The sequence below is a fragment of the bacterium genome (assembly GCA_009926305.1).
Classification (GTDB): domain Bacteria; phylum Bdellovibrionota_C; class UBA2361; order UBA2361; family RFPC01; genus RFPC01.
This window is the reverse complement of the sequence record RFPC01000132.1, coordinates 1-4,174: the sequence shown is the minus strand read 5'-3', so window position 1 is coordinate 4,174 and position 4,174 is coordinate 1. Positions and strand designations below refer to the sequence as shown.

5 protein-coding genes are annotated in these 4,174 nt (G+C 45.8%); 3 read left to right on the top strand and 2 right to left on the bottom strand.

All coding sequences use genetic code 11. From position 1 onward, the window contains the following. Together EBR25_12675 and EBR25_12670 are read left to right on the top strand one after the other, a co-directional pair. Window positions 1-328: arginine--tRNA ligase (locus EBR25_12675; protein ID NBW41838.1), on the top strand; the 328-nt coding region annotated here is incomplete at its 5' end. A gap of 187 nt (window positions 329-515) precedes the next feature. Next, on the top strand, window positions 516-1,307 hold the full coding sequence (locus EBR25_12670; GenBank protein NBW41837.1) for a hypothetical protein: 792 nt from the start codon (window positions 516-518) through the stop codon (window positions 1,305-1,307). Window positions 1,308-1,428: 121 nt separating this feature from the next. Here EBR25_12670 and EBR25_12665 read toward each other — a convergent pair whose 3' ends face one another. Continuing rightward, the gene (locus EBR25_12665) at window positions 1,429-1,947 is read right to left on the bottom strand and encodes a porin family protein (protein NBW41836.1); all 519 of its coding nucleotides are present in this window, start codon (window positions 1,945-1,947) and stop codon (window positions 1,429-1,431) included. Between the two features lie 363 nt (window positions 1,948-2,310). Between EBR25_12665 and EBR25_12660 the strand changes: the two genes are divergently transcribed. Then, the gene (locus EBR25_12660) at window positions 2,311-3,312 is read left to right on the top strand and encodes an ATPase (protein NBW41835.1); all 1,002 of its coding nucleotides are present in this window, start codon (window positions 2,311-2,313) and stop codon (window positions 3,310-3,312) included. A gap of 94 nt (window positions 3,313-3,406) precedes the next feature. Here EBR25_12660 and EBR25_12655 read toward each other — a convergent pair whose 3' ends face one another. Then, the gene (locus EBR25_12655; protein NBW41834.1) at window positions 3,407-3,919 is read right to left on the bottom strand and encodes a GNAT family N-acetyltransferase; all 513 of its coding nucleotides are present in this window, start codon (window positions 3,917-3,919) and stop codon (window positions 3,407-3,409) included. Window positions 3,920-4,174 lie beyond the last annotated feature (255 nt).

Sequence of the window (4,174 nt, the reverse complement as noted above, 5' to 3'; positions counted from 1 at the left end):
TAATTCCATTTTTAAGAAAGTAGGAGATGTCAAAGTTGCACCAGAGTTTGACAAGCTTGATTCGGAGCAGGAAATTGCAGTTGTATTAAAGCTTGCAGCCTATCAGGAAGTTGTCCAAGTGTGTGCTGAACAGTTAAAGGCCTCCCCGCTTTGTGCGTATCTTTTTGAGTTGAGTAAGTTGTTTAATAGTTTTTATGCTGCTTGCCGTATCGGGGATGAGCCAGACCAGGGATTAAAAGCTGCCCGGATGAATCTGTGTCGTTCAGTCTATTTCACCCTTGAGCAGGGGCTCACACTGCTCGGAATAGAGATTCCAGAGAGGATGTAGGTATTTTTATGAGAGGTTCACAACCTGCTCATGATCAGCATTCCAATCTCACGTGATTTCAAACTCTTATGATACTTTTGATACTTCCCTTACAACTTCTTCCATAACTCCACTGTGTAGTGTTGTCGGCAATAATCTATTGGTGTTACGCAAGGGATGAGCAGCAACCAAATGGAGGTTTTTTACCATGTGTTACGTTAGGTCAATTTTGATTTCTCTCGCTATTATATCATTAGCAGCTTGCACGAAGTCTGAAGGGGGACAAGAAAACCGTTCAGGGTGTAGCGACTTAAATCTCAGAGTATTTAATGGGGAGCAATGTTCAGTATCGAGTAGTCCAGTGGTGTCGCTTACCCTGAAAGGAGAAGAAGGACAGACGGTAGGAACGTGTAGTGGAACATTAATCACTCGAAATGACGTACTGACTGCAGCGCATTGCCTTGTTTCTGATGAAGTGATTATAACCGCGGTTGAAGTGTTTACGAATGGAGCTGTTCAAGATGCACAGTCCGCGTATGTTCATCCTCGGTATGATAATTCGGCGGGGAGCCCTTTTGATATTGGGATAGTCAGTGTTGCCAATGATTTTCCGGTAGCGCCTATGGCACTTCTTCTGAGCAGCACAGTTGAGGTTGGACAGAAAGCCACTGTATATGGATATGGGCTCAATGGAGAGTTTTCACAGATACGGGATAGACTTGATCTTCGGGCTGCTCGTGTTGAGATAACTGGAGTCTCAGCGGGATTCATCCAGTCTCAAGCAGATAAGACGAACACAAGTGTTTGTCCTGGTGATTCTGGAGGAGCAATGGCGGTAGTTGAAAATGATCGATTATCCCTAGTAGGGGTTACGAGTCTTGGAGTGTTGGACCCGTCACAGCCATGCCGTGGCACTCTGGCCTCTGCATTTATTAATATGTCTAATGCTGCAAATTTCAACTTTGTATTCGATAAAGTTCCTGATGCAGCCGTGAGATAATCAAGAAGATTATTTGATTTTCATGAGATAGTGTCGGGCACTGACGACATCTCCGAAGCGATGCTTGGTATTGCAATCCGCATGGTAGGATTGTTTTAGGAGGCTAAGCCAGTGCTCTTTGTTACAGATGTATTTTGAATCCAAAGTTTGCTGCAAAACCGCTTACGTTTACATCATCAAATAGTGTTCGTTCACTTCCCAGTTCGGCGATACGATATTGGGCCTCGCCAAAAAGTCGAAAAGTCTTGTTCAAGCCATATTCAAGTCCGGCTCCGAAGTACCCGCCGAAATCATCATCAATATCGACTTGCTCTCCATCGACGAGCATGTAGGAAATCCCGGCAAGGAGGTAGGGATTAAAGTCATTATCTGGCTCTAAGTGAATTTGTAATCCAAGATCAACGGGTATGAGTTCAAACGACTCATCATTATCTTGATCATTCTCTTCAAAGAAATACACCCGTCCATCAAGGCGGAGATAGTCTGTAATCATTGGGAGGCTGACCCCAGCGCCGTATCCGAAAGTCCGTTCGGTATCGCTAGGCTCCCACATACTTCCCATAATATAGAGGTCTAATCCAAGACAGAGCGCAGGGCTTAAGAACAAGAAGAATAGCGTTGATTGAAGACATCTGACCATAAGTGTTCCTCCGACGTAGGTTCAAACTAGCTGCTCGGTCGATTCGCCGCAAGACAACTTCCCGAGCACTATTTCTCGGACGGTGCCTAGCCTAACATACCATCCTTAAAAGCTCGATTTATCGACTTTTATCCGAGGAGGTGGCTGGGAATCATCTTCAGGTGGGCGGACTGTAATAGAGAATCCTTCTTGCCCTGCGTTTCGTGACTGAGAGGGCGAGCAGCCTTCATATCTGCGGTGGTGACTCATCGCATAAGTATTTTGATAGGGAGAGGGGAAAGGAGTCGGTGTATTGTGAGACCTTGCTCATACAAGAGCACTGAGGGAGAAGTATATGCTTCGAGCAACAGAGGTACAGGCACTATGACGCATGAATGTTGCCATGAAGAAAGGGAATCTTTCTCCTTTGATCGTCGTCTGAAGATCACCGTACTCCTTTTCACGAGTATTTTACTTTGCTCATTTTTACCTATTCCGATACTCCAGCCGCTCCATGAGAGTCTTCTTTCTTATTTAGCCAAGATTTGGTGGGCAGTTTTGCTTGGATTATTGCTGGGAGGAGTAATCGACTACTTTGTGCCTGAGGGGTTTGTAGCGAAGTATTTAGGACAAAAATCCCTCAAATCGCTGCTTTATGCTGTGGTTTCTGGATTCCTTTTATCGACGTGTTCTCATGGTATTCTGGCGCTTGTGATTCAACTGCATAAGAAGGGAGCGAGTAATGCAGCGATAGTGGCGGTTTTGCTTGCGGCTCCGTGGGCGAATCTTCCGATTACTTTTTTATTGATTGGATTTTTTGGCTGGAAGTCTTTGTTATTCATCGGCGCTGCTATGTTGATAGCGATGATAACGGGGCTCATTTTTTTAGCGCTTGAGCAGTTTGGGCTGATAGAGGAGTCGCCTATTGCTGTCGAGCTTGAGGACTATTCTTGGGATCGGATCAGGCATTTCGACCTGAAGCGCAGCGTCAGGGGAGTACTCTCTGGAATCGTGTCCTTATCGAATATGGTGCTGTGGTGGATTCTGATAGGATTTCTGTTTGCTGCATTTATCGGAGCCTATGTTCCCAGTCACATCTTTATGACGTATTTTGGACCATCGTTTGGTGGCCTCCTACTAACGCTCCTCGCGGCTACGTTCATTGAAGTATGTAGTGAGGGGAGCGCTCCAATCGCTTTTGAAATCTTCCAGCAAGTTGGAACGCTCGGAAACCCATTTGTCTTTTTAATGGCTGGGGTTGTTACTGATTATACTGAGATAGGTCTTTTATGGGTAAATATTGGTTGGCGTGTTGCATTATTTCTTCCTCTCGTTACTGTTCCCCAGGTGCTCGTGGTCGGGTATCTCCTGAACCAGTTTCCTTAGCCTACCCTCACCCCCCGAAGGGAGTGTTCACAGGTTAGTTTATTTGTGGTCGAATAGTGAACGTGGAGGAGAAGAAAGAGAAAGAGGGGAGGGGTTACGTAGTGATCTCTCGACGCATAGCGACTCGGTTTCTCAGTCCTGCCGCCTCTTCTTGACGCAAGATCTCCCGTAATTCGACTCCCATCTCAGAATCATTGAGTGAGTTAAATTCGTATTTTTGATAGAAGCGCTTGTTCCATGGTAGGTGTTTGAATGTTGTTAGAGTGATATGGGAGAAGTTTCGCTCACTGGCAATATTGAACACATGCTCGAGTAGGCTCCCTCCCAGGCCTTTGCGGGCATGAGCTGGATGAATATCCATTTCTTTAATATGGAAGTTTCCGTCGACGAGCTCTGCCAGTAAAAAGCCTACTGGAATGTTCGTTTGATGAACCACTGCCCATAGGAGCCCATTTGCCTGAGCATCCCGAAAAATAGCTTCAGGGTTTGGTGTCGATCGCAGTGGTTCTGGGAGATCTTCTTCTGCAAACACCTGAGCACATCTATGCTCAATTTCTGGAAAGAGAGGGCAGTGCTCTGGCTCTGCAGTTACAATTCGATATTCCATTTGGATCGCCCCAGTATTCAAGTACTCCAGTATTCAAGTACCACCATCTTTTTTCACTGTACTATCTGACTTTATCCTTGGCGAGCGAGAAGCGCTCTTGTTGCCTTAGCGTTATTTGAGAGCCGCTCGGGAACGAGCTAACCCCCTGACTTTTGGTTGCACGAGAAGAACTCTAACCATGACTATTTTGGGGAGTGTTAATCGGAGAATGTCGTCCCATCGGTTCGTCATCCAATGAAAAAAAGATGGTGGTAC